General features: G+C 59.2%; 20 protein-coding genes, 2 tRNA genes and 1 pseudogene. 15 read left to right on the plus strand and 8 right to left on the minus strand.

Features of this window, described 5'->3' with window-relative positions; all coding sequences use genetic code 11:
• Window positions 1–227: 227 nt before the first annotated feature.
• The 4 genes from ACXHRN_RS12485 to ACXHRN_RS12500 all read right to left on the minus strand — a co-directional run bounded on the left by ACXHRN_RS12485 (window position 228) and on the right by ACXHRN_RS12500 (window position 6,642).
• On the minus strand, window positions 228–3,056 hold the full coding sequence (locus tag ACXHRN_RS12485) for a valine--tRNA ligase (RefSeq protein ID WP_488641626.1): 2,829 nt from the start codon (window positions 3,054–3,056) through the stop codon (window positions 228–230).
• A 140-nt stretch (window positions 3,057–3,196) separates the two neighbouring features.
• Window positions 3,197–4,048 (minus strand): PopZ family protein, encoded by an 852-nt coding sequence (locus ACXHRN_RS12490; protein ID WP_488641627.1) that lies wholly within the window; start codon window positions 4,046–4,048, stop codon window positions 3,197–3,199.
• Between the two features lie 197 nt (window positions 4,049–4,245).
• Window positions 4,246–5,646, minus strand: a complete 1,401-nt coding sequence (locus ACXHRN_RS12495) for a TolC family outer membrane protein (protein WP_488641628.1) — start codon at window positions 5,644–5,646, stop codon at window positions 4,246–4,248.
• Window positions 5,647–5,997: 351 nt separating this feature from the next.
• Window positions 5,998–6,642 carry a protein-L-isoaspartate O-methyltransferase family protein gene (locus ACXHRN_RS12500; protein ID WP_488641629.1) on the minus strand — a complete coding sequence of 215 codons (645 nt, stop codon included), beginning with the start codon at window positions 6,640–6,642 and terminating at the stop codon, window positions 5,998–6,000.
• 215 nt (window positions 6,643–6,857) lie between these two features.
• On the opposite strand from ACXHRN_RS12500, the gene ACXHRN_RS12505 reads away from it, so the two are divergent.
• Both ACXHRN_RS12505 and ACXHRN_RS12510 read left to right on the plus strand, forming a co-directional pair.
• The gene (locus ACXHRN_RS12505; protein WP_488641630.1) at window positions 6,858–7,067 is read left to right on the plus strand and encodes a KTSC domain-containing protein; all 210 of its coding nucleotides are present in this window, start codon (window positions 6,858–6,860) and stop codon (window positions 7,065–7,067) included.
• 154 nt (window positions 7,068–7,221) lie between these two features.
• The gene (locus ACXHRN_RS12510; protein WP_488641631.1) at window positions 7,222–7,536 is read left to right on the plus strand and encodes a BA14K family protein; all 315 of its coding nucleotides are present in this window, start codon (window positions 7,222–7,224) and stop codon (window positions 7,534–7,536) included.
• Between the two features lie 132 nt (window positions 7,537–7,668).
• Here ACXHRN_RS12510 and ACXHRN_RS12515 read toward each other — a convergent pair.
• A tRNA-Asn gene (locus ACXHRN_RS12515) sits at window positions 7,669–7,743 on the minus strand.
• A gap of 314 nt (window positions 7,744–8,057) precedes the next feature.
• On the opposite strand from ACXHRN_RS12515, the gene ACXHRN_RS12520 reads away from it, so the two are divergent.
• The 3 genes from ACXHRN_RS12520 to ACXHRN_RS12530 all read left to right on the plus strand — a co-directional run bounded on the left by ACXHRN_RS12520 (window position 8,058) and on the right by ACXHRN_RS12530 (window position 9,186).
• A tRNA-Cys gene (locus tag ACXHRN_RS12520) sits at window positions 8,058–8,131 on the plus strand.
• Window positions 8,132–8,548: 417 nt separating this feature from the next.
• Complete coding sequence (locus ACXHRN_RS12525; protein ID WP_488641632.1) at window positions 8,549–8,803, plus strand: hypothetical protein; 255 nt, start codon at window positions 8,549–8,551, stop codon at window positions 8,801–8,803.
• Window positions 8,800–9,186 carry a GFA family protein gene (locus ACXHRN_RS12530; RefSeq protein ID WP_488641633.1) on the plus strand — a complete coding sequence of 129 codons (387 nt, stop codon included), beginning with the start codon at window positions 8,800–8,802 and terminating at the stop codon, window positions 9,184–9,186. The genes ACXHRN_RS12525 and ACXHRN_RS12530 overlap by 4 nt, the downstream gene beginning before the upstream one ends.
• 34 nt (window positions 9,187–9,220) lie before the next feature.
• Here ACXHRN_RS12530 and ACXHRN_RS12535 read toward each other — a convergent pair.
• Window positions 9,221–9,283 (minus strand): annotated as a pseudogene (locus ACXHRN_RS12535) (helix-turn-helix domain-containing protein); the annotation flags it as partial.
• A gap of 10 nt (window positions 9,284–9,293) precedes the next feature.
• Between ACXHRN_RS12535 and ACXHRN_RS12540 the strand changes: the two are divergent.
• The 6 genes from ACXHRN_RS12540 (at window position 9,294) to ACXHRN_RS12565 (ending at window position 14,228) form a co-directional block, all read left to right on the plus strand.
• Complete coding sequence (locus tag ACXHRN_RS12540; RefSeq protein WP_488641634.1) at window positions 9,294–9,491, plus strand: FAD-binding domain-containing protein; 198 nt, start codon at window positions 9,294–9,296, stop codon at window positions 9,489–9,491.
• Between the two features lie 109 nt (window positions 9,492–9,600).
• Window positions 9,601–10,851 carry a class I SAM-dependent methyltransferase gene (locus ACXHRN_RS12545; protein ID WP_488641635.1) on the plus strand — a complete coding sequence of 417 codons (1,251 nt, stop codon included), beginning with the start codon at window positions 9,601–9,603 and terminating at the stop codon, window positions 10,849–10,851.
• A 119-nt stretch (window positions 10,852–10,970) separates the two neighbouring features.
• A complete protein-coding gene (locus ACXHRN_RS12550; protein WP_488641636.1) occupies window positions 10,971–12,008 on the plus strand; it encodes a cysteine synthase A in 1,038 nt (345 codons plus the stop codon).
• A 15-nt stretch (window positions 12,009–12,023) separates the two neighbouring features.
• Window positions 12,024–12,755, plus strand: coding sequence for an alanyl-tRNA editing protein (locus tag ACXHRN_RS12555; RefSeq protein ID WP_488641637.1), 732 nt, complete (start codon window positions 12,024–12,026; stop codon window positions 12,753–12,755).
• Window positions 12,756–12,798: 43 nt separating this feature from the next.
• Window positions 12,799–13,653 (plus strand): 3-mercaptopyruvate sulfurtransferase, encoded by an 855-nt coding sequence (gene sseA, locus ACXHRN_RS12560; protein WP_488641638.1) that lies wholly within the window; start codon window positions 12,799–12,801, stop codon window positions 13,651–13,653.
• Window positions 13,653–14,228, plus strand: coding sequence for a GNAT family N-acetyltransferase (locus ACXHRN_RS12565; RefSeq protein ID WP_488641639.1), 576 nt, complete (start codon window positions 13,653–13,655; stop codon window positions 14,226–14,228). The genes sseA and ACXHRN_RS12565 overlap by 1 nt, the downstream gene beginning before the upstream one ends.
• Before the next feature lie 278 nt (window positions 14,229–14,506).
• Here ACXHRN_RS12565 and ACXHRN_RS12570 read toward each other — a convergent pair whose 3' ends face one another.
• Entirely contained in the window at window positions 14,507–14,653 is a 147-nt protein-coding gene (locus ACXHRN_RS12570) for a hypothetical protein (RefSeq protein WP_488641640.1), read from the minus strand.
• Between the two features lie 86 nt (window positions 14,654–14,739).
• Between ACXHRN_RS12570 and ACXHRN_RS12575 the strand changes: the two genes are divergently transcribed.
• The gene (locus ACXHRN_RS12575; RefSeq protein ID WP_488641641.1) at window positions 14,740–15,213 is read left to right on the plus strand and encodes a DUF1203 domain-containing protein; all 474 of its coding nucleotides are present in this window, start codon (window positions 14,740–14,742) and stop codon (window positions 15,211–15,213) included.
• Window positions 15,214–15,507: 294 nt separating this feature from the next.
• On the plus strand, window positions 15,508–18,573 hold the full coding sequence (locus ACXHRN_RS12580) for a heparin lyase I family protein (protein ID WP_488641642.1): 3,066 nt from the start codon (window positions 15,508–15,510) through the stop codon (window positions 18,571–18,573).
• A gap of 100 nt (window positions 18,574–18,673) precedes the next feature.
• Here the strand turns inward: ACXHRN_RS12580 and ald are convergent, their stop codons facing one another.
• Window positions 18,674–19,789: an alanine dehydrogenase gene (gene ald / locus ACXHRN_RS12585; protein WP_488641643.1), complete on the minus strand. Its 1,116-nt coding sequence runs from the start codon at window positions 19,787–19,789 to the stop codon at window positions 18,674–18,676.
• 157 nt (window positions 19,790–19,946) lie between these two features.
• On the opposite strand from ald, the gene ACXHRN_RS12590 reads away from it, so the two are divergent.
• The gene (locus tag ACXHRN_RS12590) at window positions 19,947–20,408 is read left to right on the plus strand and encodes an Lrp/AsnC family transcriptional regulator (protein WP_488641644.1); all 462 of its coding nucleotides are present in this window, start codon (window positions 19,947–19,949) and stop codon (window positions 20,406–20,408) included.
• A gap of 904 nt (window positions 20,409–21,312) precedes the next feature.
• Window positions 21,313–22,959 (plus strand): Na/Pi cotransporter family protein, encoded by a 1,647-nt coding sequence (locus ACXHRN_RS12595; protein WP_488641645.1) that lies wholly within the window; start codon window positions 21,313–21,315, stop codon window positions 22,957–22,959.
• Window positions 22,960–22,974: the final 15 nt, after the last annotated feature.

Below are 22,974 nucleotides of genomic sequence, written 5' to 3' on the forward strand. Positions count from 1 at the left end.
ACTGGCCTTGGCGCGAGGGCATCTGCAGCCACCGCAATCTCTTTGCATATGGCTGCTCCCGGTTTGTGGCAGGAAATGGACGAGCTTTCCATACCGCCGGGCTGGTTCCAAGAATAACGCTAAAAGTGTTGCGAAATCGTCACAAAATGACGCAGGCAAAAAAGATGGGCCCCGCCGCGACAACATCGCGACGGGGCCTATGTCATTTTGGCGCAAAGCCCTGAAAATCAGGCTTCGGCGATCCGCTCGACGGCAATCTTGAGGCTGATTTTCTGCTGGTCGAGTTCGGCCAAACGCTCGCGTTCAGCCTCGACGACCTCCGGTTTTGCATTTGCGACAAACTTTTCGTTACCCAGTTTGCCAACAATGCGGTCGATCTCGGTCTGAGCCTTGACTAGCGCCTTTTCGAGTCGGCTTTTTTCGGCCACGAGATCGATCAGAGCGCCCAGCGGCAGGCAGGCAACCGCCTCGCCGATGACGATCTGGGCAGAGCCCTTGGGTGCCTCGGTGGCAAACTGGATGCTCTCGACGCGCGACAGACGTTTGATCGCCGCATCATGGCGTTCGGCACGTTCCGTGGTGATCGGGCTGGCGCCGACGAGGATCAGCGGCGCGGTTGCAGCCGGCGGGACGTTCATTTCAGAACGCGCCGAGCGGATGCCGGTGACCAGATCGATCAGCCAGTTGATTTCGTCAGCCGCCGTGTTGTCGGCAAAGGACGGTGCTGGCCATGCAGCGTGGCAAAGCAGGCTCGCTCTCGCGTCGGTGTGCTCCCACAGCTCCTCGGTCATGAACGGCATGAAGGGATGCAGCAGCTTGTAGGTCTCTTCCAGCACATAGGCCGCGCAGGCCTGCGCTTCGGCCTTGGCCGCTTCGTCCTCTCCCATGAAGATCGGCTTGAGGAGTTCGAGATACCAGTCGCAAAACTGGTTCCAGACGAAGCGGTAGAGCGAACCAGCGGCTTCGTTGAACTTGAACTGCTCGATGCCCGAGGTAACCTCGGCCACGGTCTTGTTGAGTTCGGTCAGGATCCAGCGGCTGATGGTCAGCTTGGCATCAGCCGGCTTGAAATTCGGATCCGCCTTAACCCCGTTCATCTCTGCAAAACGCGTCGCATTCCAGAGCTTGGTGCCGAAATTGCGGTAGCCGGCAATGCGGGCCGGGTCGAGCTTCACATCCCTGCCCTGCGCCGCCATGATCGACAACGTAAACCGCAGCGCGTCGGCGCCGTATTCCTCGATCAGTTCGAGCGGATCGGTGACGTTGCCCTTGGACTTCGACATCTTCTGGCCGTTCTTGTCGCGGACCAGCGCATGCACGTAGACGGTGTGGAACGGCTCGACCGGCGTGCCTTCCCCGTCCTCCATGAAATGCAGGCCCATCATCATCATCCGGGCGACCCAGAAGAAGATGATATCAAAACCGGTGACCAGAACGTCGGTCTGATAGTAGCGGGCCAGTTCCGGCGTCTTTTCCGGCCAGCCAAGCGTCGAGAATGGCCAGAGCGCCGAAGAGAACCAGGTATCGAGCACATCCTCGTCGCGGGTCAGGATCTCGCCAGGCTTCATGTTTTCGAGCAGGTCCTCGACAACGGCCTTCATCGGGCCTTCATGGGCGAGGTAATGCTGGATGGCGGCATGCAGCGCCTCTTCCTCGGACTTCTCGACGAAGACGGTGCCATCCGGACCATACCAAGCCGGGATCTGGTGCCCCCACCACAGCTGGCGCGAGACGCACCAAGGCTGGATGTTTTCCATCCATTCGAAATAGGTCTTTTCCCAGTTCTTCGGGACGAAATTGGTGCGGCCTTCGCGGACCGAGGCAATTGCCGGCTTGGCGAGCGTTGCCGCATCGACATACCATTGCTCGGTCAGGCGCGGCTCGATCGGCACGCCGCCGCGGTCGCCATGCGGGACCATGTGGGTGTGCGGCTCGATCTTGTCGAGCAGGCCGGCCTCTTCCATCATCTCGACGATCAGCTTGCGGGCGGCAAAGCGATCCTTGCCTTCAAGCTGATCCCAGAAGCCCTGCTCAGTCGAATTAGGCGTCAGGCCCTCAAGGAAATCCTCGTTGTCCTTGAGGATGACCTTGGCATCGGTCGTCAGCACGTTGACCTGCCTCAAGCCCCGGCGCTTGCCAACCTCGAAGTCGTTGAAATCGTGCGCGGGCGTCATCTTGACGGCGCCGGTGCCGGCGGTCGGATCAGCATAGTCGTCACCGACGATCGGGATCTTGCGACCGACGATCGGCAGGATGACATGCTTGCCGATCATCGACTTGTAACGTTCGTCTTCCGGATTGACGGCAACGCCGGTGTCGCCGAGCATGGTTTCGGGGCGGGTCGTGGCGACGACGAGATAGTCGCGCGTTTCCCATTCCGTCGCCTTGCCCTCTTCATCAAAGGCGATGGGGTGCTGGTAGGTGACGCCGGCTTCCAGCGGATAGCGCAGGTGCCAGAGATTGCCCTTGATCTCGACCTGTTCGACTTCGAGGTCGGAGATCGCGGTCAGCAGCTTCGGGTCCCAGTTGACGAGACGCTTGTCCTTGTAGATCAGTCCCTGCTTGTAGAGTGAGACGAAGACTTCGAGCACGGCCGCCGACAGGCCTTCATCCATGGTAAAGCGTTCGCGCGACCAATCACAGGAGGCGCCAAGGCGCTTCAACTGGTTGAAGATGATACCGCCGGATTCGTCTTTCCACTGCCAGATGCGCTCGACAAAGGCCTCGCGGCCCATGTCGCGGCGCGACGGCTGCTGGCGTTCAGCAAGCTGGCGCTCGACAACCATCTGGGTGGCGATGCCTGCATGGTCCATGCCGGGCTGCCAAAGCACGTCCTTGCCGCGCATGCGCTCGAAGCGCACCAGGATGTCCTGCAAGGTGTTGTTGAGCGCATGGCCCATATGCAGCGAGCCGGTGACATTCGGCGGCGGGATGACGATGCAGAACGAATCCTCGCCCGGCTTGGCGTTGGCGCCGGCGGCGAATGCGTCCGCATCTTCCCACTTCTTCGCGATCTTCGGCTCAACGGAGGCCGAGTCATAGGTTTTTTCAAGCATGATGGTACCGCCAATGGTATGAAAGTGCGCTTTCCGTAATGTGAGAAGCGTGGGCAAGTCAATCAGACGCAATGAAAAAGCCGCCAGTGCGGCGGCTTTTCGCTATTCGGCAAGTCTTGGCCAGCAAGTGTCGAGCAGTCTTAGCGGCGCGAGCCGCGGGCCACGCGCTCGATCTCTTCGCGTACGAGGCGCTCCACCATGGTCGGCAGATTGTCGTCGAGCCATTCCTGCAGCATCGGCCGCAGCATATCCTCGGTGATCTGGTCCAGCGAACGGCGCTCGGCGTCATCGACGGCAAAGGCGAGATCCTGGAAGGAACGGGCAACCTGTTCGCCAACCGAAGACGAAAGCAGCGAAATCGGCTGTTGGCTCACCGGCTCGGGCTCGACATGCGTCGCAGGCGCCTGGACCTCGACTTGCTCCACCGGGCGTTCAGGCTCGGACATAACCGGCTCGGGCGCTGGGCTGGAAGCGAATACCGGTTCCGGTTCGCGCTCAGGCGCGACGTAGAGCGGCTCCTCAGCCACAGGCTCGGGGGTTAGGTCCTGCAAAGCAGCACTGCGCTCGGCCTGGCCGCGCTCGGAGGCGGCGCGCACGCGGGCAGCAACATCGGCGAGCGACAAGGATTTTGGCTGCGGCTGTGCCTCGAGCGGCGCGGAATGGAAGGAAGGCTCGACGCGCTGCATGCGAGCCGGCTCGCGGGCACTTGCGGTGGCTTCGGTGCGCAGCGGATGCGCCATCATCGGCGATGGCGCCGCGATTGGCGGCTCGGTTGCGGCGAAGTCGTCGACTTCTCTTGCAAAGGCATCGTCAACGGTCAGGGTGACTTCCTCGGAGTCGTCGTTGGCGGGACGTCCCATGAACCCTTCGGGTTCGGCCATGGCGGTCGCGACCCCTGCCTGCGGCACCGGATCGTTGCTCTCGATGATCCGGCGTATCGACGCCAGAATCTCGTCCATGGAAGGTTCTCGCACAACATTGGGCTGAGCCATTGCTTGTCCTCGGAAATAAGTGCCGCATTTCAACTTGCATGCGCCCCACCCGACGCAGCAAGGCAAGCTTATGTCATCGGCGGATTCGAAAAAACCGCCTCGAATCAATTAAATGCGATGATGCACAGATTTGTCTGAGATCGTCAGCAGAAAAAACGAGGCCAATCGGCCCCGCTCACGCATGCAATCATCGGAAGTTAGCGTCCGTCGACGGTTCGCAGCCCGAACCACTTGTCCTTGACGGCCTTGTAATGATCCTTGGGCTCGTATTTCGCGACCTTGAGATTGACCTCATCGACGGTCAGTCGGCCGATCGAGGCCACGATCGAGAAGCTCGCGACCACCGCTGTGCGGCGCGCCTGTGCCATGCTTTCCTGGGCGGTCAAGACACGGGTCTGGGAGTCGAGTACGTCCAGCGTCGTTGCCTGACCGACCTTGCGCTCCTCGATGACCCCGGCGAGCGCCTCGTTGGCCGCCTTGATCTGGACGTCGATCGCAGCGATTTCCGCGAGCGATGCTTCATATTGCGCCATTGCTGACACGATGGTCTTCTGGACTTCGAGGCGGGAGGAGTCGAGCAGGATGCGCTGCTGGCCCAGACGTTCCTTGGCTTCGCGGATCTGACCGTATTCAGCGCCCCCCTGATAGATCGGCACGTTGAGGCGTGCGGTGATCGAGGTCGAATTGTAGTTGTTGAGGGAGGTCAGCGGCGAGTCACCAGTATTGTTGGCGAACTGCCCCTGAACGACGACGCCGGGCAGCATCGTGCCTTCGGCGGACTTGACCTTGTAGCCTGCCGCGTCGATCGCATACATCGTCGCGACGATGGAAGGGTGCTCACGCCAACCGGTGGCGACCGCCGTGTCGATGTTCTTCGGGACCTGCTTGCTGATCGGCTTTGGCTGGGTGATGCCCCGCGGTGTGTCGCCTACGATCTGCACATACACCGCCTCGCTCTGCTTGAGCTGGAAGATCGAGTCCGCCACCAGCGCCTGCGCCTGCGCAAGCGATGATCCGGCCAGGGCCACATCGGTCTTGGTGCCCTCGCCGACATCAAGCCGCGCATTGGCGGCTTTCACCTGTTCGCGCAGAAAGGCGGTGTTCTGCTTGCGGATCGAAACGATCTGCTGATCGCGGGCAATGTTGGCATAGCTTTCCGCGGCCGACAGCAGGATCTGGATCTCGTTGGCCTTGAGCTGGGCGCGCTCGGAATAGACGTTCGATTCGGCCGCGCGGACATTGTTCAAGGTCTGGAAGCCGTCGAACACTTGCTGCGTGACGGTGATGCCGATCTGACCGGTATGGGTGGTGATGTCATCGCTCTGAATCGGCAAGCCAATCGATGTCTGGCCGACGGTCAACTTGCCGACCGTCTTGAAGTTCGTCGTCGTCTTCTGCACGAAGCCGGAAACCTGCGGCCGCCAGCCGGACTTGGCAATGGTCACGCCTTCGTCGGTGGCGCGGAGGCCGGCGCGGGCGGCATTGAGGTCGGGGTTGTTCTCATACGCTTTCGCCATCGCGTCATAGATGGAATCGGCCCAAGCGGGACCGGCAATGGCAAACGATACCGGGAGCATGAACGCGGCCAGCGTAGCCATTCTGAACTTCAACACGTCACACACCCTGCCTGCAGCCGTAAGGCCACCAAATCGCGAACCTTTAACAGCCCGTCTCTATCTACGGCCGCGTCATGCGGTCCCGGTATCCGCCCGCATGCCCCGGATGGAACTTGTTCGACGCAATAACTGCGCATTATATGACCGGTGACAACCGGTGCGGCAATCATTTCGCTGGTTGGCACAGGAACAATGTGCAGCCACGTTGCGCATCCGCAACAAGTTTGAGCCGATCAGCCCAGATACTCGCATTCCAAGACAAGAAAAAAGGCGAGTGCGCCTCGCCTTTCCGAATTATTTTCAAATAATTGCGGATAAATCCGCAGAAATTACTTAAAAGACGAACTCTGCCGCCTTATCAAAACCCGGCAGCTTCGGCACCGAGGTGTTGAATGCCCAACGCTGCGACTGCGTGCCGCGCTCGCGCACGAAAATCTGTGCGCTCGACGACAGGCCCTGACCGACGACACCGACGAGCCGGCCGCCTTCCCTGAGCTGGGCGAAAAGCGCATCCGGAACCTGTGCGACCGAACCGTTGACGAGGATGACGTCATACAGTCCCTTCGACGGACAGCCGGCGGTGAGTTCGGCGCTTTCGACCGTGACGTTTTCGATGCCGGCGAGATTGGCCTTGGCGGCCTCGACGAGTGCCGGGTCACTTTCGACGGCGACGACGCTGCCCGCGAGGTGCGCCATGACGGCCGTTGCATAGCCGGTGCCGGCGCCGATCTCGAGAACCTTGTCATTCTTGGAAAGGCCCGCAAGCTGCAGCAGCTTGGCCAGCGGCGACGGTTCCATGATGTAGCGGCCGCGAGCGATCTCGAGGTCGTTGTCACTATAGGCGAGCGGCCTGAGGCTCTCTGCGACGAAATTCTCGCGCTCCACGTCGAGGAAGGCGTTGAGGACGGAGTGCGAGGTCACATCCGTGGTGCGGATCTGATTGTCGACCATCTTGTTGCGCTGGGCTGTGAAATCCATTGTCAGTCCGTCCTTCAGTCACGGAAAATAGGCATATTCGTAAGCTGGTCATAATTTGCCTGCGGCAAGCTTTCAAGGCGAAAGCGTGGGCGGCTCCGCAATATTATCGCAACGCAGCAGTAATGCCGCTTTTATCAGCCCTTTAACCACCTTGGTTGGGCCTCCTTTCATGCTTTTGGGCTAGCAATGTGCAAACGCAAAAGACGGAGGCAGACATGACAGAGATACTCGTAAAGTCGCGCATCATATCGAGCCTGGCTTATGACAGCGACGGCCGCAAGCTGCATATCGTCTTCAGGAATAAACAGGTGCGGCTGTTTGCCGACGTGCCGCCGCACGTGGTCCGCGACATGGTTTCTTCCCAATCTCCTGGCCAATTCTACATCGATCATATCAGAAGGAATTTTGCGCGGATCGCCGCCTAGGGCTACCCGCTCCGGCGCCATCTCGAGCACCTGCCCAACGCCTTCTCTTGTTGACGACAGAACAGGGAATCTGTTCAATAGTGTGCGTTGCGCGGAACTTTTTATTCTCGCCGCGTGTTTTGCGCCCGACAGGGGTCAACACAAAGGTAACATCATGAGCAAATCTTCTATTTGTGCTGCGGCGCTCGGCGCCATGATGGCCGTTTCCGCCATCATGCCGGCTGAAGCGATGCCGGTGCCAACACAGACCGTCAATCGCGGTACAGACGTAGAGCAGGCCCGTGTCGTCGTGCGATACGGCTACTACCGTGGTCATCGCGGCTATCGATATTCCCGTCCGGGATATCGCTACTACGGCGGCTTCTGGTACCCCCCGGTCGCGTTCGGCCCCGTAATCGTCGTCAGGCCGCGTGGCCACTGGCGCTGGTGCGGACCGAGATGGAATCGCTATCGCTGCGCATGGAGATAAGACATTCCGTGCCGAAACGAAAACCCGCCGAAATCGGCGGGTTTTTCATTTGTATCATTCAGAAAAAAAATTAGGAGCCAGTTCAGTCAAGAACTGGCTCCTTCAATTTTTCAGGCACATGGCCTGCAAATTTGGCTCCCCGGGCCGGATTCGAACCGGCGACCTGTCGATTAACAGTCGAATGCTCTACCGCTGAGCTACCAGGGAATATCTGCGTTGCCGCAGCGTTGGTGCGCCTAATACAAATGCTTTTCCGATTTGCCAAGCGATTTTTTCAAAAACACGCGGAATAATCGGCCGATGCCGAGCCTATCCCCAGCAAAGCACTGTATCACTCGGCCTTCTTCGTTGCATGTGGAAAAACCCGTCAGTGGAAATAGAAAGACTCTAGAAATCGTCTTGCGGATCACAAACCTTCCTGTTAGAAGCCCGCCATCCGCCGGGGCGTTGTCGGTTTTTACCCAAAACGTCCTTATCCAAACGGACAATTAAGCTTTGTGGCTTAACGGTGTGGTGATTGGGGCCTCGTGGCGGAGTGGTTACGCAGAGGACTGCAAATCCTTGCATCCCGGTTCGATTCCGGGCGAGGCCTCCAATACAAAAATACACCATTCCCAAGCATTTGTTTTTGCCTGATAATATCTCAGGTGTGGCAGAACAGAACGCCACCGCAGGCCGCGCCGTGGCAGGAGTCGTTCCTGCACCGTTCCCAAGGCTCTGCCGGAGGACACATGCGACGTGCTGAAATGATCTGGAGAATCGCTCTATGCAGCATCCCCTGAGGGGGAGAGACGCGAGGCGGACGGGTAGGAAGCTCGTCTGCCGTTTCGTTGGCCATGCGGAGAAAGCGGAAAAATCCACATGTTCTTCGCGCCGTCACGTCCACTTGGCACGCCTTCGCGTCTCGACAGGTCAACGCCTGCTTTCCAATTTGGTTTCATGAAAATACACCGTATTGGAACTGTTTCCGTCGCCATCCGTTGTCACAAACAAGACGAATGGAGATGTGCCCATGAAAACCCTGGATCAGAACGATGTCGCCCATCCCACCGATCCCCTGGGCGGTCACGAGCCCATCGAGGAGCAGCGCAACTCTGCCAGCCCGATGGAAATGGCGAGCACCAAGAAGCTACCCGAACGCAGCGGCAAATCGACAGAGCAAGCCGAACCTGCCGAGGCCACCTGGGACGGCAGTAGACGGGCAGATGCCCAAAGCCGCATCGCACAGCGGGCCAAACAGGATCTCCAAATGCCGGGGAGCAAATGATGCAACGACGTGCGGGCGGATGTTTGTGCGGTTCTATTCGCTACGAGGTTGTCGGCGAGCCCTTGCGGGTCGGCATTTGCCACTGTATGGACTGCCGCAAGGACAGCGGTTCGGTCTTCACCGTCTTCGCCATCTGGCCGCGCGACCATTTCCGCTATTCGGGCGAGCCGCTGGTCTATGAGGGCCGGGGCTTTTGCGGGAAGTGCGGGTCGAGGCTGTTCAATGTCAGCGAAACGGAGGCCGAGATTCACATAGGCTCTCTCGACGTCGCGCCCACCGATCTCGAACCCCAGTACGAATTATGGGTGAAACGCCGCGAGCCATGGCTTGCCGCCCTGCCCGGCCTTTCGCAATATGATGAAGATCGAAAGCCGCAGACATAGAGACTGATCCCCTTGTGTGCTGCCGGCGTGACAGCACTGATCTGCTTATACCCAGACACCTGCATGCCCGACTCCGCTGCCAACCAAACGCCAGCAGCGCAAGTCTGGTGGCTGCCCCCTGCCCGGAACTCTCCGGTCTGCCCGAACGCTACGCCCACTGGCTTTTCGATGCACCCGAAGAGGTGCTGAAGACAGCGGACGTGGCGCTCGGCGAGACGTATCCGAAGCCGCTGATTGAGCATGATGCTGCCAAAAAGCGCCCGCTCGGCGCCTACAAGGAGATTTCCGGTTCGATAGAGCCATGAAACAATTGTGATTTTCCGCTTTTGCCCTCGACAAGACGCGGGAAATTTGCGGAAATGCACTCTGAGAGCAGCCCGCAGGCGCACTGACCGACCGGGCCAGGGGGAATGGATGTCTTCGACCACAACACCCGCTTCCGACGGGATGCTGACGATGCTTGACGCGCATAATCTTTCGGCCTTTGTCCGGGGCCTGCCGCTGTCGGTGCAGATGATCTTCAAGGGCCTCATCAACATCGATGTCGGGAGTCTCTCGGTGACGCTGCCGGATGGACGGGTCGGCAAGATCGCCGGCTCCAAACCCGGCCCAGATGCCCAGATCGGGTTGAAGAACTGGAACCTGTTCACAAGGGCGATTTCGGGCGGTACGATTGCGGCGGCGGAAACCTATATGGATGGTGACTGGGACAGCGCCGATATCGGCGCCTTCCTCGAGCTGTTTCTCGTCAACCAGCATGTCGGCGGCCGGTTTGCCAACGGCGCACGCGGACTGCTGCGGATCGTCGAAAAATTCCGCCACTGGATGAATGCCAACACAAGGAAAGGCTCGAAGCGCAACATCTCTGCGCATTACGATCTCGGCAACGAATTCTACAAGGCATGGCTCGACCCGACCATGACCTATTCCTCGGCCCTCTACTCGACGGGCGCCAACGATCTCACCTCGGCGCAGACGGCCAAGTACCGCGCGCTTGCCGAAGCCACCGGCATCAAGCCCGGCGATCATGTGCTGGAAATCGGCTGCGGCTGGGGCGGATTTGCCGAATATGCCGCCGGCGAGATCGGCTGCAAGGTCACCGGCCTGACGATCAGCAACGAACAGCTGAAGTTCGCTCGTGAGCGCATGCAGCGCGGCGGACTTTCCGACAAGGTGGACCTGAAATTCCAGGACTATCGCGACGAGCGCGGCCTCTATGACAAGATCGTCTCCATCGAGATGTTCGAAGCCGTCGGCGAGAAATACTGGCCAATCTATTTCGACAAGCTGCGCGCCTGCCTCAAACCCGGCGGCAAGGCCGGCCTGCAGGTCATCACGATCGACGACAAGGCCTTCGACGACTACAAGGCCAACCCCGATTTCATCCAGAAATACATCTTCCCCGGCGGCATGCTGCCGACGGTCGAGCACCTCTCAGAAGAAGGAAAGAAGGCGGGGCTGTCGCTGGTCAGCAATTTCGGCTTCGGCCATGATTATGCCCGAACGCTTGCCGAATGGCGCGTCAAGTTCTGGGATGTCTGGGAAGGATTGCAGCCGCTCGGCTTCGACCAGCGCTTCAAGCGCCTGTGGGAATTCTACTTCTTCTATTGCGAAGCGGGATTTCGCACACGGAACATCGACGTGCGCCACGTCGTGTATGCCTGATACGATCAGAATTCTATTCTTCAAAGCGGTCGGGCTAACGCAACGAATTTTCTTGCGCCAAAACGCTTGCGGGTGAAAAACACCGGGCTTACCGTGAAGACAAAGATCAGGAAAGATTCATGACCGTGCACGCAAACGTTCTCGACGCCATCGGCAAGACGCCGCTTATCCGGTTGAACCGCGCCTCGGAGCTCACCGGCTGCACGATTCTCGGCAAAGCCGAGTTCCTCAATCCCGGCCAGTCGGTCAAGGATCGCGCCGCGCTCTACATCATCCGCGACGCCGAACGGCAGGGCCTGCTGAAGCCCGGCGGCGTGATCGTCGAAGGCACGGCCGGCAATACCGGCATCGGGCTCGCCATGGTCGCCCAGACGCTCGGCTATCGTACGGTGATCGTGATTCCCGAGACGCAGAGCCAGGAAAAGAAGGACGCGCTGAAACTGCTCGGCGCCGAACTGGTCGAGGTTCCCGCCGTCCCCTACAAGAATCCCAACAACTATGTGAAGCTTTCCGGCCGGCTCGCCGCGGAACTCGCTCGTACAGAACCGAACGGCGCCATCTGGGCCAACCAGTTCGACAACACAGCCAACCGTCAGGCCCATATCGAGACCACGGCACCGGAAATCTGGGCCGACACCAATGGCGAGGTCGATGGCTTCATATGCGCGGTTGGTTCAGGCGGCACGCTGGCTGGTGTCGCCGCGGGCCTCAACGCGTTCAATCCCGATATCAAGATCGGCCTTGCCGACCCGGAAGGTGCCGCGCTTTATGAATTCTATGCACATGGCGAACTAAAATCCTCGGGTGGCTCGATCACCGAAGGCATCGGCCAGGGCCGCATCACCGCCAATCTCGAAGGCTTTACGCCGGACTTCCAGTACCAGATCCCGGATGCCGAGGCGCTGCCGCTGATTTTCGATCTGGTGGAGAACGAAGGCCTGTGCCTTGGCGGCTCGTCGGGCATCAATGTCGCAGGCGCGATCCGGCTTGCAAAAGACCTCGGACCCGGCCATACAATCGTGACCATCCTGTGCGACTACGGCAACCGCTATCAGTCGAAACTCTTCAATCCGGAATTTCTCTCCTCCAAGGGCCTGCCGATTCCCGAATGGATGGCGAGAACGTCGACGATCAAGCCGCCTTACGAAGCTGCATAATAACGAGACCGTTTCATGCCTGTTATCCCTCTGTTTCGCGACGATTTTTACCTGGCGACGGCGGAGGGAACGGTCACAGCAGTCCGGGAAGACGGCGGAATAGAACTCGACCAGACCTGTTTTTACGCGACATCGGGCGGCCAGCCCGGCGATACCGGTTTTCTCGAGCGCGCCGATGGCTCGAAGATCGAGCTCGGTCTCACAGTCAATGGTGAAGACAAGAGCGTCATCGTGCACAAGCCGCTGGAGGGACAGCCCTCGCCTGAAGTCGGCGAAAAGCTGACCCTGCATGTCGACTGGCCACGCCGCTACAAGCTGATGCGGATGCACACCGCCTGTCATATCCTGTCCGTCGTCTGCCAGTTCCCGATCACCGGCGCAGCCGTCGGCGAGGACGAGAGTCGCGTCGACTTCGACATGTCGGAGACAATCGACAAGGACGACGTGACGGCTGGGATGATGGATATCGTCCGCGCCAATCACCCCGTTTACCTGCAGTGGATTACCGACGCTGAACTTGCGGCCAATCCCGGCATCGTCAAATCCAAGAATGTCCGGCCGCCGATGGGCCTTGGGCGGGTCAGCCTCGTCTGCATTGGCGAGAGCGCTGCTATCGACAGCCAGCCCTGCGGCGGCACGCATGTGTCGGAAACGCAGGAAGTCGGCGACATCCATATCGCGAAGATCGAGAAAAAAGGCAAGGAAAACAGGCGCTTCCGCATACGTTTTGGCACGCCGGAAGCCTGACATTACCTTACGTTAGCCTTTAATAATTTACAGGAGAAGGGTCGTGGCCGAGCAGAAGAACGCTTTTGTCGTATCGGCGGATTGGCTGGAGAAGAATCTCGGCGCGCCGGAATTCCGCATCGTCGATGCCTCCTGGTACCTCACGGCGCAAAATCGTAACGGTGCCGCCGAATATGCGGCTGGCCATATTCCGGGTGCGGTGTTCTTCGACCAGGATGTGATCGCGGATCACACGAGCGGCCTGCCGCACACAATCCCCTCGCCTGCGTTCTTCGCTGATGCAGTCGGCAAGCTCGGCATCACGGAGACGGATACAATCGTCGTCTATGACGGACCCGGCACGATGGCCGCACCGCGCATCTGGTGGATGTTCCGGCTGATGGGCGCCGCCCACGTCTATGTGCTCGATGGTGGACTTGACGGCTGGAAAGCGGAAGGCCGCCGGCTGGAAACCGACCTTCCCGAGCCGAAGCCTGCGACCTTCCACGCCAATTTCGATAGTTCAAAGGTAACCACGCTCGACCAGATGAAGGCGATCGTCGCGAGCGGCAGCCGGCAGATCGCCGATGCTCGCAGCGCCGGCCGTTTCGCAGGAACCGACCCCGAGCCGCGCGCCAGCCTGCGCTCCGGGCATATGCCGGGTGCAAAAAGCCTGCCGTCGGCCAGTTTCTTCGAGAATGGCAGGTTCAAGTCTTTGCCAGCGCTCAGAGCCAACTTCGAAAATGCCGGTATCGACCTCTCCAAGCCTGTCGTCACCAGTTGCGGTTCCGGCGTCACGGCGGCGATCGTCACGCTGGCACTGACTTCGCTTGGCCATTCCGAAAATACGCTCTATGACGGTTCCTGGTCGGAATGGGGCAGCCGCGACGACACGCCTGTCGTGACCGGAAAGAACTGATGAAAATACCTTCGACCTCCAAGAAGCCGAAAGCACTCAAGGCGCATATCACCCGCCTGGAAATGAATTCGGCGCCGCGCCAGAGCCTGCCGCTGCCCGTCAACCTGCACACAGCTGTCATGGGCGTGCCGGAGGTTCCTCTGGCCTTCTATCGTTTCCTCTACACCAATGTCGGGCGACGCTGGCACTGGGTCGAGCGGATGCGGCTGCCGGAAGAGAAGCTTCTGGCGATCCTGCGTGACAAGCGCACTCACATCACCGTGCTCTACGTCAACGGCGCGCCAGCCGGCTTCTGCGAGTTGTTCCACGAATCCGAGGAGCAGGTCGAGCTCTGCTATTTCGGCCTGTTCGAGCACGCGCTGGGACTGGGCGTCGGCAAATGGTTCCTGCTGCAGACGCTTTATGCCGCATGGGCGCTGGAGCCGAAGAAGGTCAGCGTCACCACCAGCAACCTCGATCACCCCCGCGCGCTGCATCTCTACCAGATGTTCGGCTTCAATCCCGTTTCGACCTTCGACGCACTGGTCAGGCCGCTGAGCGACGAGGAATTGATGGATCTAGCCAAGAAAAGCTGATGTTAAGGCGGCCGAAATCGCTTGCTGTCCTGTGCTTGGTGCTGCTTGTGGCGACACCGCTGGTCTACGTGCTCCGCCTCGTTGTCCACGCAAAGCAAAAGGTGAGCGTGGAGCACGTTGAGACTTTATGCTACATCAAGACGCCTCTCGGGCGTGGGGGGTCATCGCACACAAGACCCACTCCCAACTGCGAAGACTTGGAACGACTGTTGCTCAGCGATACAAGACTCACGATGCGCCCGATTGTCGTTCGTTCCCGATTTATCGATTTCCATTATCTATCGCCGCAGGATGGCCAACTGTTGCCGGGGCGTCTTGAAAGACGAATGGATGACAATGGTGATCCGGTCGTCGTTGGCGATCTTGTTACCATCCATGTTTCGCGCCTGAACAGCGACGAGTATTTTTAGCAATTTTTCAGCCATTGGTTCTCAAGCGCTTTTGCAGGTTTCGGGTGGCGCCGCCGCCCCTGTGCGGCCATAACACGGCAAGTCAATCAAGGAGATTTGCCATGACCGACATTCTCTTCCACGCAATGCCGACTGACGACGCCGAAGCCTTGTGGAGTGGCGCCACGGACGCCTACGGCTTGGCGCCAGAAACGATGACGTCGCGAGGCCCGGGGTATCCCTGCCGTCACTGCCTGCAGAACATCGAGGAAGGCGAGGAACTGCTGGTCTTTGCTTACCGGCCCTTCCCCGGTCTGCAGCCCTATGCGGAAACCGGGCCGATCTTCCTGCATGCGCGTCGCTGCAATCGCTACGAGGCGAAGGAAATCCAGCCGCCGGTCCTGCAGACCAGCAAGGATTACATCCTGCGCGGCTATGGGGAGGACAATCGCATTGTCTATGGCACCGGAGCGGTCATTCCAACGGACGACCTGGTGACCTATGCGCAGGGCCTGCTGGTGCGCGACGACATCGCCTATGTCCACGTTCGTTCGGCGCGCAATAATTGCTACCAGTGCCGGATCGACCGGCACTGAGGGGGAAAGTGCAAGATATGGAATATAACGCTTACCGGGTGTTAAGCATGCTGCAACAACGTTCAAAAAATACCACAGGAACCTTTTGCCTCAATATTTAGGTTGTTTTCGACGCCCCTCGGCAACATGCCGGTTTTCGAGCAACTATTACCGTTGTTTTGCCGAAAATCTGGAGTGAATCTGGCGCCCCTGCCCGCTTTGAAAATGGGAATGGATTGCATTTTAGCAATCCATTTTCGTCTCCCTTAATGCCGGCCTGACAAAACCTCTGGTAGCTTAACCAGAGGCACCCGCATGGCAGTCACGATCATAACGCCCGAAGAGTGGACCTCGTCCATGACAGGCTATTATTCGATTGAGATCGGATCAGAGCTTTTCGAATTGCAGAGTGCCAGCAAGCCGTGGACCATCACGGTTCCGGAAGCGGATGTCGTCCGCTTCGAACTGCGCGACGGCAACCAGCATTGGTGGGACGTCCAGGAAAACCATGAGGTCGAGCGTGCCGAGCTTGCCGACAGGGCGACAATCGCCAATGGCACGCCGATGCACATTTCCTATGAGTTCACGCTCGAACCAGGTGAACCGAACACTGCCTGGTTCATGGTGCTGGGTCAGCTTCACCAGGATCTGCAAACCCTTGATGACCCTCGCAGCCCGCCTTATGAACTCGGTCTTGTCGGGGAACGACTCTGCATCCAGATCCGCTACACAGGTACAGACGGGCAACCGGTTACCGAACGACTGTTCACAGATGTTGCCGACATAGACCGCGGGCATAAATACGATATCGACATCAAGGCGGTGTTCGATCCCAATGGCAACGGGCGGCTGGTCGTCACTCTCGACGGCGTCACCATCGCCGACTATTCGGGACCACTCGGCTACGTCGGAAACAGCGGGGTCTATTGGTCTGAAGGGATCTACAGGCACGCCAATGCAACCGAGACGGTCGCTGCCGAATATGGCCATCTGAAGATCGACACCGGCACGGCTGTTGTCTTTCCCGACAAGAGCGAATTCATCGGTGCACCGAAACTGACGCTCAACGACATCGACTATCCGGCCAATGGCGATCACATCGTCAATCTCACCGGCGAAGCGAAAGCCGGCACCACGGTGAGGATCTCTGAAAATGGCCTGCTGCTTGGCACCGCCGAGGTCGATTCGACCGGCCACTTCAGCCTGGACGTCAGACTGACGACGAACGGACAGCATAATTTCAGTGCCGTCGCCGTTGACGATACCGGGCGCCATGGCATCACCGCAGCGCCGATGACCCTCGAGATTTCCACCGCTGCCGACATTGTCGCCCGGATGGATGCGATCGCCCAGAACACCGGCCTGGCAGCCATCGTGCTTACCGATACGCATACGCTGACGGTCGACAGCGCATTTCAGATGCGCGTCTTCATAAAATACGCCGACACGATGGACAAGATCGTGGGGGATTTCAACTTCAAGGTCAGCTCTGCGGTCTCAGGACAGGCGGGCTACGATCGCCAGGACATCATTTACGACTCCAACGGCGTCACTACCGAAACCCTTCGTTACTCAGGAAGCCTGCTGGTCTTCGACGCAAAGATAAACGCAGACGGCACGACGGGGCTGACGACATGGAAGGCCGACGGGACATCGGAATTCTCCCTCCTCGACAATGGGCAGCTCCTTAGCCAATCGCGGTTCACAGCTTCCGGTGTTCTCTACTACAAGCAGACCTATTTTGCCGACGGGTCCAAGGAATTCGACAATTTCGATCCCGTCACCGGCAAAATGACAAGCTATACCCTTTACAACGCCGATGGCAGCCGAAAGGTGGCCACCCTTGGCATCACCGGCCAGGCCTATGTCGAGACCGACGCCACATTCGACAAGAACGGCAAACAGGTTTCGGCGGAACGTTACGCCGCTGACGGCACGCTGCTGTTTTCTCGTGTGTGGACGGCCGACGGCGGCACCGACACGCATATCTACGATGCCACGGGCAAGGAAACGAGCTTCCTGCTGATCGAACTCGACGGCTCGCGTGTCGAAGGAACACTCGGCATTACAGGCCAGGCCTATTCCGGCCGTGTTCTCTCCTACAACACGGCAGGGGTGCTGATCGAACGGGATCTTCTCGATTCACATGGTCATCTCATCAGCGCCGAGACGTTCGGAACCAACGCCACCTTCAAGGTCATCGCTTACAACGCGTCCTTCGTCATGACCGGCTATACACTCTATGCCGCTGACAAGTCCTATGAAGTCGTGACATTTGTCGCCGGAAGCGAGACCAAGATCGCGCAGAAGGCGATCTACGACAGCGCCGGCACGCTGGTCGACACACTGCTCTATGACGACAACGGCAATGTCTACGGACATCTCGGCGACGACGTCCGGGTCTATAGCTACAATGCCACGACGGGCCTCGCCATCGGCTATACGACGACATCGGCGGATGGTTCCTACATCGTTACGACGTTTGTCGCGGGCCACGAGGAACTCACCATCTCCTCCAGAAAATACTCGGCGCAAGGCGGACTTTACGAGATCGACACATTCGACGCCAATGGGCACTTCGTTGCTGCCGAAATTCGCAATGACGACGGCTCGAGGGAATACCACAACTACAATCCGCTCACACACGACGAACTGAGCTACAAAATCGTCTATGCGGACAAGAGCCGCGAGGAAGCCAATCTCGCCGTTACCGGCAAGACCTACGCCCAGCAGTTTGTGACCTACGACGCCACCGGCAAGCTCGTCGAAATGACCCGAAAATATGGCGATGCGGATCACACAGTCGCGCTTTTGCAGCAGAACCATGCAGATGGCTCGAACGAACTGCACAACTATGACACCCTTGGCCGCGAGACGAGCGAGATGCTTACCGCCGCCGACGGCTCCCGCGATGCCTTCAACTATACCTATTCCGGCTCGGCGACGGCCGCTGCGACTGTCCAGCAAGTCCATTACGGCGCCTCGGGAGCCAAGCAGTGGATGGACTACACCAAGGCGGATGGCTCGCATCTGCAGACATCCTATGCCAATGGCGTCGAACTCACCTCACATGCTGCCGTCAGCGACACGTTCACGGGCTATGCCGGCGGCTGCGACACATTCGTGTTCAACGAGGGCTTCGGCAAGGATTCGATCACCGGCTTCCACGTCAGCACCGTGGAGTTCCACGACACAATCGAATTCGATATTGCCCTGGTGTCCGACTTCTCGGAACTGGCTGGGATGATGACGACGAAGGGCACCGACACGGTCATTACCTTTGATGCCAACGATGTGCTCGTCCTCAAGGGCGTCAGCCTGTCATCGCTGTCGGAAAAGGACTTCACCTTCGTCGATCATCACAACGCCTGGCACGTCTGAGACGCGAAATCCGGGCGCTTTTCTACGCCCAACAACAAAACGAAAAAGGCCGGCCCGAAATCTCGGACCGGCCTTATGCTGATATGGTCGTGGATGCCGATTAGGCAGCCAGTGCGGCTTCCGGCGCATGCATCTGCAGGCCGAGTGCGTCGGCGACAGCCTGGTTGGTGATCTTGCCCTTGTGGACGTTCAGACCATTGCGCAGGTGCTTGTCGGCGAGGATGGCGGCAACGCCCTTGTCGGCGAGTGCGAGACCATGGAAGATCGTCGCATTGTTGAGCGCATGGGCCGAAGTGACGGGTACTGCGCCCGGCATGTTGGCAACGCAGTAGTGGATGATGCCGTCGACTTCATAGGTCGGATCGGAATGGGTCGTGGCATGCGAGGTCTCGAAGCAACCGCCCTGGTCGATGGCGACGTCGACGATGACCGCACCCTTCTTCATGCCGCCGAGCATCTTGCGGGTCACGAGCTTCGGAGCCGCAGCACCCGGGATGAGTACCGCGCCGATGACCAGATCGGCCGAGAACACTTCGCTTTCCAGCGCATCGATCGAGGAGAAGCGGGTGTGGATGTGGCCGTTGAAGATGTCGTCGAGCTGGCGAAGACGCGGCAGCGAACGATCGAGGATGGTCACGTCTGCGCCAAGGCCGACGGCCATGCGGGCGGCATGCAAGCCAACCACACCGCCGCCGATGACGACGACCTTGCCCGGAAGCACGCCCGGTACGCCACCGAGCAGAATGCCGCGGCCGCCATTGGCCTTCTGCAGCGAATAGGCGCCGGCCTGGATGGACAGGCGGCCGGCGACTTCCGACATCGGTGCGAGCAGCGGCAGGCCGCCGCGATCGTCGGTGACGGTTTCATAAGCAACGCCAGTGACGCCGGAGGCGAGCAGGCCCTTGGTCTGTTCAGCGTCCGGAGCGAGGTGGAGATAGGTATAGAGGATCTGGCCTTCGCGCAGTTGCACCCATTCGGACGGCTGCGGTTCCTTGACCTTGACGATCATGTCGGACTTCTGGAAGACTTCGGCAGCCGTGGCGGCAATCGTCGCGCCAGCAGCGATGTAGTCGGCGTCAGACGCGCCGATGCCGGAGCCGGCATTGGTTTCGACCAGCACTTCATGGCCGTGTGCGACATATTCGCGGACCGAAGCCGGCGTCAGGCCGACACGGTATTCGTGATTCTTGATCTCTTTCGGGCAACCGACACGCATTGAATTTTCCCCTAATGTTGACGCCAGTGGCGTGGTGTTTTTCGGTGGGCGGATTAAACAGCAATTGCCGCCGAATGTCCTTGCAAAGTGGGTTTGCGCGGCTCACACATTTCGAATATTCTTTCGCAAATATAGCATTTTTTCGAAGGTTCTGCGAATGGATAAGCTGGATAATATCGATATCTCCATATTGCGCGTGCTGCAGCAGAATGGCAGAATCTCCAACGCGGACCTTGCCGAGCGCATTGGCCTGTCGCCTTCCTCATGCTCGCGCAGGCTCGATATCCTCGAAAAGGCGGGCGTCATCTCGGGCTATTACGCCCAGATCTCCCACAAGGCGCTCGACTACAAGATGATGGTGATCGTCCATATCTCGCTGTCCGGCCAGTTTGCCAAGACGCTCAGCGAATTCGAGGCGGCGGTAAAGCGGGTGCCCAATGTGCTGGTCTGCTACCTGATGTCCGGCGAATACGACTACATTCTTCGCATCGCCTGCAAGGATCTTGAGGATTACGAGCGCATTCACCGCGACTGGCTGTCGGCGCTGCCGCATGTGGTGAAGATCGTGTCGAGCTTCGCGCTCAGGGAGATTATCGATCGGCCGAATGTGGGGGTCTAGCGGAGTTCTCCATTACCCCTCACCAAGCGCGCCCAAGCATTCGACTATGTCTCATGCGGGCTTGCTATCCTCTCCCACAAGGGGAGAGGCAAAATCGAGGCTGCGCCGCACCTCTACTTCTCCCCTTGCGGGAGAAGAAGCAATTTCATCGGCTTAGCGATTGCGCCCAAAAAGGGTGCCTACAAATGGGACGGTGCGCGCAATCGCTAAACGATAGAAATTGCAGATGAGGGGCTCATGAGGCGGAGACAAACCAAGCCAGCAACCGTGTGAATCAAGATACACCAACATACTCAATAGCTTACTCGCCAATATCCCCGCCCTCTCCAACCCACTTATACTGATTCCCGTCCCATCACGGATACACCATGAGGCGTCATGGCGAGGTGGGGCCGGTGCCTGGTTTGAGAGGACGACGTAAATTCTCTTATCGGGGGCTTGTGAGAAACGGAGCCCTCTTCGGCGGCGTTCGAAAGGACGTGGCTGGCCGCGGACGTGCCTCAGAGGCACACATCTCCCCACCGGGCACACTGCCGCGGTGGGGAAGCAGATCTCCAGGTTCGCAGGCAAAAACCACCGAAACGGGGCGCATTATGCGCCACATATAAATTACTAAACGAGGCACGTAATGCGCCCCGGCCGGCCCGGCGTCTGCGTAGCAGATCGCCAATATCCCGACAGGCTTCAGCGAAGCTGACGCCGAAAGGGATCGAGACCCATGCCACGGACGGAATCCCGCCGCGTGAACGATATGCTGCGCCCGTCACAAAACTGTCGTTAATGACGCAAGCGGACATACAGTGACGCAATTGGACTTGAGAAATATCAAGAAAGCCCTGATACATTTTCGTTCGGCAAACTTCGCAAACGTGGAACATTCCTTTCATCTGGAGGTGAATTCGCATTGAGCGGCTCGGTGATCTTCATCAATCTGGCGGGTGCCGTGGCGCTGCTTCTGTGGGCGACGCGCATGGTCCGGACCGGCATCGAGCGCGCCTATGGCGATTTCATGCGCCAGCAATTGCGCCATGCGCTCGGCAATCGGGCCAACGCCGCGGCCGCAGGCTTCTTCATGGCGGTTGCGCTGCAGAGCTCGACCGCGGTCGCCTTGATCATCTCCGGTTTCGTCGCCGGCGGCTATGTGTCGACCGGGATCGGCATCGCAACATTGCTGGGTGCCGATTTCGGTTCGGCCTTCGTTACCCGCCTGCTTCGGCATGACCTGTCGCTGCTGGTGCCGCTGCTGTTCGTGTTCGGCACAATCTCGTTCCGCACCAATTCGCGGCGCTGGCGGGAGATCGGCCGCATCTTTTTTGGTCTGGGGCTACTGCTGCTGTCGCTGAGGCTGGTGGGCGAAGCATCGCTGCCGCTGAAGGAAAGCCACATCCTGCCGATCATCATCGGCTATCTCAGCCAGGACTGGATCACTGCCTTCATTCTCGCTGGGCTGCTCGCATGGGCGTTTCATTCCAGCGTCGCCACCATCCTGCTGTTTGCCTCGCTGACCGAACAGGGGCTGGTGCCGCCGGCACTGATCATCCCCTTCGTGCTCGGGGTCAATTTTGGCGGTGCGATCATCGGCGCGGCGCTGACTCGCGGCGAGGTGAAGGCCGCGCGCATCGTGCCATTGGGCAATGTGATGATCCGCGGGCTCGGCATGGTGCTGGCGCTTGTGCTGCAGATGTCGCTCAAATTGCAGCCGGAGCACTATTTCGCCCAGGCCGGCGATTCCGTCGTCTGGGTGCATATGATCGCCAATGCGCTGGTGCTGGCAATCGGCCTGCCCTTCGTCAATTCCATCGCTGCCTTCTTGGGCCGCATGTTGCCCGAGCCGCAGAAAAGCGATGCGCAGGCGCTGGAGCCGACCACCGCCCTCAATCCCACCGACCTTTCCAATCCGCCGCGGGCGCTCGACAATGCCACCCGCGAAGTGATCGGCATGTGCGACCGGATCGAACTGATGCTCAGCCGGATCTTCGACGTTTTCGAAAAGCCCGACGACGCGCAGATGGCGATGATCGACAAGCTCGACGACGACGTCGACAGTTTCAACCGCGGCATAAAGATGTATCTCGCCAAGGTGTCGAGCAACGAGCTCGATGAGGATGCCGCACGCCGCCAACAGGACCTGTTGAGCGCCACGATCAGCCTTGAGCAGGTCGGCGACGTGATCTCGCAGAACATGCTCGCCAAGGCCAAGAAGAAGCAGTTCCGCAATGCCGCCTTCTCCGACGAAGGCTGGAAGGAACTGTCGGCCATGCATCAGCGGGTGATCCGCAATGCTCGGCTTGCTTTCAACTTGATCGTCAATCGCGACATCGAGCATGCCCGCCAGTTGGTGCATGAGAAAGAGATCGTTCGCGAAATGGTGCGTCAGAGCGAAGAGAAGCATCTCAAGCGCCTGAGTGGCGGCAATTCGGCGAGCATCGACACATCCTCTATCCACATCGACACGATGCGGGACCTAAAGGAAATCAACTCGCTGCTGGTGTCGATCGCCTACCCCGTGCTGGCACAGGCGGGACTGCTGAGAACCAGCCGTCTGCTCTGATAAATTGAGCCGACG

The organism is Shinella sp. OV683, from assembly GCF_057787725.1.